The sequence below is a fragment of the Actinomycetota bacterium genome (assembly GCA_035540895.1).
GTDB lineage: Bacteria > Actinomycetota > JAICYB01 > JAICYB01 > JAICYB01 > DATLFR01.
In genome coordinates this window covers 1-4180 of sequence record DATLFR010000042.1, presented here as the reverse complement: position 1 = coordinate 4180, position 4180 = coordinate 1, and the positions used below count along the sequence as shown (strand labels likewise).

The 4180-nt window shown below is 70.6% G+C and carries 4 protein-coding genes; 1 reads left to right on the top strand and 3 read right to left on the bottom strand.

What is annotated here, in order from left to right; all coding sequences use genetic code 11:
• Both VM840_02330 and VM840_02325 read right to left on the bottom strand, forming a co-directional pair.
• Window positions 1-592: IMP dehydrogenase (locus VM840_02330; protein HVL80413.1), on the bottom strand; the 592-nt coding region annotated here is incomplete at its 3' end.
• Window positions 593-664: 72 nt separating this feature from the next.
• Window positions 665-1132, bottom strand: a complete 468-nt coding sequence (locus VM840_02325) for a hypothetical protein (protein ID HVL80412.1) — start codon at window positions 1130-1132, stop codon at window positions 665-667.
• Between the two features lie 97 nt (window positions 1133-1229).
• Here VM840_02325 and VM840_02320 point away from each other — a divergent pair, with 97 nt between their 5' ends.
• Entirely contained in the window at window positions 1230-2183 is a 954-nt protein-coding gene (locus VM840_02320) for a hypothetical protein (protein HVL80411.1), read from the top strand.
• On the opposite strand, the gene VM840_02315 is transcribed toward VM840_02320, so the two are convergent.
• Window positions 2180-4180 (bottom strand): tetratricopeptide repeat protein (locus VM840_02315; protein ID HVL80410.1); only part of this gene is annotated, 2001 nt, incomplete at its 5' end. The genes VM840_02320 and VM840_02315 overlap by 4 nt on opposite strands.

Genomic DNA, 4180 nt, shown 5'->3' with positions numbered 1-4180 from the left:
TGTAAGAGGCGCACCCGCCGACGATCACCGGGAGCTCGAAGTCACGGATGAACTCCTTCAGGTTGAGGGCGTCCCTGGTCTGGGAGACGTGGTTGGCAGATACGACCGTGCCCTGGATCGCGAGTATGTCGAGCTCCGCGGCCAGGACGTCCGCCGCGTACTGCTCGACGCGCTGCGGCGTGAGGGATGCGCATGCGACGACGCCGCCGGCCTTTATCTCCTTGATGGCCTTGCGGATCAGCTCCCCCTTGACCGGTTCGGTGTAGACGTCCTGGAGGATCTTCGTGGCTTCCTCGGGAGAGGCCTCCGCGATCCGCTCGTAGATCGGCATGGGGTCGTCGTAGCGCGACCACAGACCCTCGAGGTTGAGGCAGGCCAGGCCGCCGAGCCGCCCGATCTCGATGGCGCTGGACGGGGAGACGACGGCGTCCATCGCGGAGGCCATCATCGGGAGCCCGAACCGCCAGGCGTCGAGCTCCCAGGAGACGTCGACGTCGTCGGGGTCGCGCGTCCGACGCGAGGGGACGATCGAGATCTCGTCGAAGCCGTAGGCGCGCCGCGCCTTCTTCCCCTTGCCGATCTCGATCTCCAAAGGAGTACCTCCTCGCAGGCCCGGACTGGTCCCCGCAGGATACCCAACGCCTGGGACGGGAGCCGGGTTGGCTCAGGAGGCCTGGGCGAGGAGCGTCTCGGTGACCACGAGCTGCAGCGCGAAGTGTCGCTGCATGATCTCGCGCACCTGCTGGGACGCCTCCCAGGGGGCGCCGCCCTCGTGGGTGGCGGGGACGAAGAAGCGGAAGAACTTGCGGATGAAGGCCCCCTCCACGAATGGACGGTGGATCTCGGGTGGCTCGTCGGTGAGGACGCGCATCGCGAGCGGGGGGCAGGCCCGGACGACGCGCCGGTACTCGTCGACCAGGACCGGGTCGCGCAGCTCCGCCGATATCTCCCCGATGTACCCCGTCTCGACGGCGAAACGGATGTCAGGGTCCTGCGAGGCCGCGTCGAAGTACGCCTCGAGGTCGAGGTACACGATCCTCACGTCGGAGGCGACGTGGTCGAACGCGGCCATCTTCTTCTCGATGATGGCCCGCACGTCACTTGCTCTGAGCGGGCGAGCACCCAGGCTCATGGCTCTAGTATCGGCCCCCGCGACGACTTCTCAAACGTTCTGGGGAGGAACCGCCCCCGGCACGCAGAACGTAGGTCCGACACCGATCGGGGGAACCTTGCGGAAGACCGTCCTGGTCCTGGTACTCGCCGTGGCGCTGGGAGGTAACGCTCCGGGCGCTCATGCCTCGCCGTCGAACGACGACTTCGACGCGGCGCACCTCCTCGCGCTGCCCGCCGACGCGTCGGGATCGAACGACGGGGCGACCCTGCAGGCGGGTGAGCCGCAGCCGTGCGGCCGGATCGGAGCGACCGTCTGGTACCGATTCCGCGTGACGGCGGACGCCCGGGTCGTGGCGGACACGACCGGCAGCGAGCTCGACACGGTGCTGGCGGCTTACGTCCGGACCCCCTGGCGGACCGACCCGATCGACTGCAACGACGATGTCTCTCCGCAGGAACCACACTCCCGCCTCGAGTTCGAGGCCAAGGCGGGGACCGACTACTACCTTCAGGTCGGCGGCTTCGACGGGGAGCAGGGGTCGTTCACGCTGTCGGTGGGGTCGGCCCCGGCAGCCGCCGTCCCCAACGACGACCTCGCGGACGCCACCGTGATCGATGGGCTCCCCTGGTCCACGACGGCGTCGACGGTGGGCTCCACGCTCGAAGCAGGGGAGCCTCCCGACTGCTCGCCGCTCGGGACCGTCTGGTACCGGCTGGCCGCCGCGCAGAGCCGGTGGGTGGAGATCTCGCTGATGTCGGACGACGTCCACGGGCTGCGGGTGTTCCGCCAGGGCGAGGACGGGGGCCTAGAGGCGGTCTCGACAGGCTGCACGTACTCGCGCCAGCGCCTGCTGGACGTCGAGCTCGAGGGTGGGTCGGTCTACTACATCCGGGTGCAGCGTCTCGAGGCGGGAAGCTGGTTCTCCCTGCGCGCGACCCCCAGCCGATGCGCGAACGGACCCCCGCCGCGCGGCGTGGTGTCCCGCTCCGTGGAGGGATCCGGGTCAGGCACTCCCGCCCGCACCGCCACCGACCAGGCGGCCTGCGCCTTGGACGGACAGGGTCTCTAGGACCGGTCCGTCCGCACGGCCGCCTGGATCTCCGCAGCGACCTCGTCCGCCATCTCGGGGTCGAGGGACCGGCAGATCGTCAGACCCTCCTCCATCAATCGGCGGGCCGCGTCCGCCGCTCCGGCGTCCTGGGCCGCCCGCACGAGGGCGATGACCAGGGAGCCCAGGGCCCCCGTGTCGCCGATCTCCTTGCGGAGGATCAGCGCCTCCCGCGCGTATCCCTCTCCGGCCTCGGCGTCCTCGAGGAGCAGGAGCTTGGCGAGGTTGCCCGTCGCGACCGCGCGCCACTCGATGGCGCGTCCCCGCTCCGCCTCATGGATGGCCTCGGCGTAGAAGCCACGAGCCCGGCCCATCTCACCCTTCGCCTCGGCTGCGCGGCCCAACGCGTTCAACGCACCCGCGGCCACGCCCCGCTCGCCGAGGTCCTGAGCGGCCTCGAGGGACTCGCCGGCCAGGATCTCGGCCTCGTCCGGGTCCTCCGCGTACTCGGCTAGGTTCACCAGGAAGTTGGCCATGGCGTTCTTGGCGCCGATCTCGCGGGCCACCGCGAGGCCCTCCTCGAAGAGCGCCTTCGACTCCTCCACCCGGTCGCGGTTCCAGGCGATGACGCCCAGGTTGTTGAGCTGGTTCGCCACCAGCTCCCTGTCGTCGAGCTGCCGGGCCAGGTCGAGGGTCTCTCGCATGAAGGCCTCGGCGGCGTCGTCGTCGCCCAGGTACATCTCGAGCAACCCGAGGTTCCCCAGCACCGGGGTCATGTTGCGCTCCTCACCCCTCTCCCGGGCGATCCGCAGGGCCTCGGTCAGCAGGCGCCGGGCCTCGTCGAACTCCCGGAGCCTGATCGAGATGTTGCCGAGCGAGTTGAGCGCAAGGACCAGGATCTCGGGATGGTCCAGCCGGCGAGCCATCTCCACGGCCTCCCAACCGGCGGCCTGGGCAGCGGCCGCGTCGCCCTGCATGTACGCGAGGTTGCAGTACATGTGCTTCGCGCGAGCCACGAGCTCCGACTCCCCGTAGGGCTGCCTGAGCGCGCTGTCCAGCCACCTCATCCCCTCCGCGATGTATCCGCGGATCAGCCAGAACCTGCCCAGCCAGACGAGCGGGTCCAGGCGCTCGTCGGGGTCCCGGCCCTCGCCCTCGGCGGTCGCCTCCAGGACCGCGCGGAGGTTGGGCATGTCCGCCTCCAGCTCGTCGAGCCAGCGGCGCTGTCGGGGACCGATCAGCTCCTCGTAGGAGCGGCGGGCGCGATCGCGGAACCACTCCACGTGACGGGCGCGCAGGACGGGGGCCTCGCCCGACTCCTCGAGCTTGGCGACGGCGTAACCGCGGATGGTCTCGAGCATGCGGTAGCGCGGCTGGCCGTACCGCTCGTCGGGCACGAGCAGGGACCGGTCGGCGAGCTGCCCGAGGAGGGGCAGGACGTCCAGCTCGTCCAACGGGGCTCCTCCGCATACGGCCTCGGCCGCCTCCACCGTGAACCCGCCGTGGAACACGCCCAGCCGCCGGAAAGCCAGCGCCTCCCGGTCCGATAGCAGGTCGTAGCTCCAGTCGACGAGCGCCCTCAGCGTCCTATGACGCTCTCCGACGTCGCGCGGTCCGGTCGTGAGGAGGTCGAAGCGACGACCGAGGCGATCGGCGATCTGGGCCGGCGTCATCGAGTTGGACCTGGCGGCGGCGAGCTCGATGGCGAGCGGGAGCCCGTCCAGGCCCCGGGCTATCGTCGCCACGGCCCGGGCGTTGTGATCGTCGAGCGCGAACCCGGGCTTGGCGCGAGCGGCGCGGTCCACGAAGAGCCTCACCGCGTCCGACCGCAGGAGCTCGTCTGGGCGTTCCTCGCGTTCGTCGGGCACCCCGAGCGGTGGGATCTCGAGCAGCGTCTCGGACACGACGCGCAGCGGCTCCCGGCTCGTGGCCAGCACCCGGACGTCCGGGACGACCCGCAGGAGGGCGCTGGCGACGTCGGCCGCGCCGGCAAGCACCTGCTCGCAGTTGTCCAGGAC

Coding starts and splice junctions, on each gene's coding strand:
- VM840_02325 (HVL80412.1), bottom strand. CDS start 1,132: ATGAGCCTGGGTGCTCGCCCGCTCAGAGCAAGTGACGTGCGGGCCATC.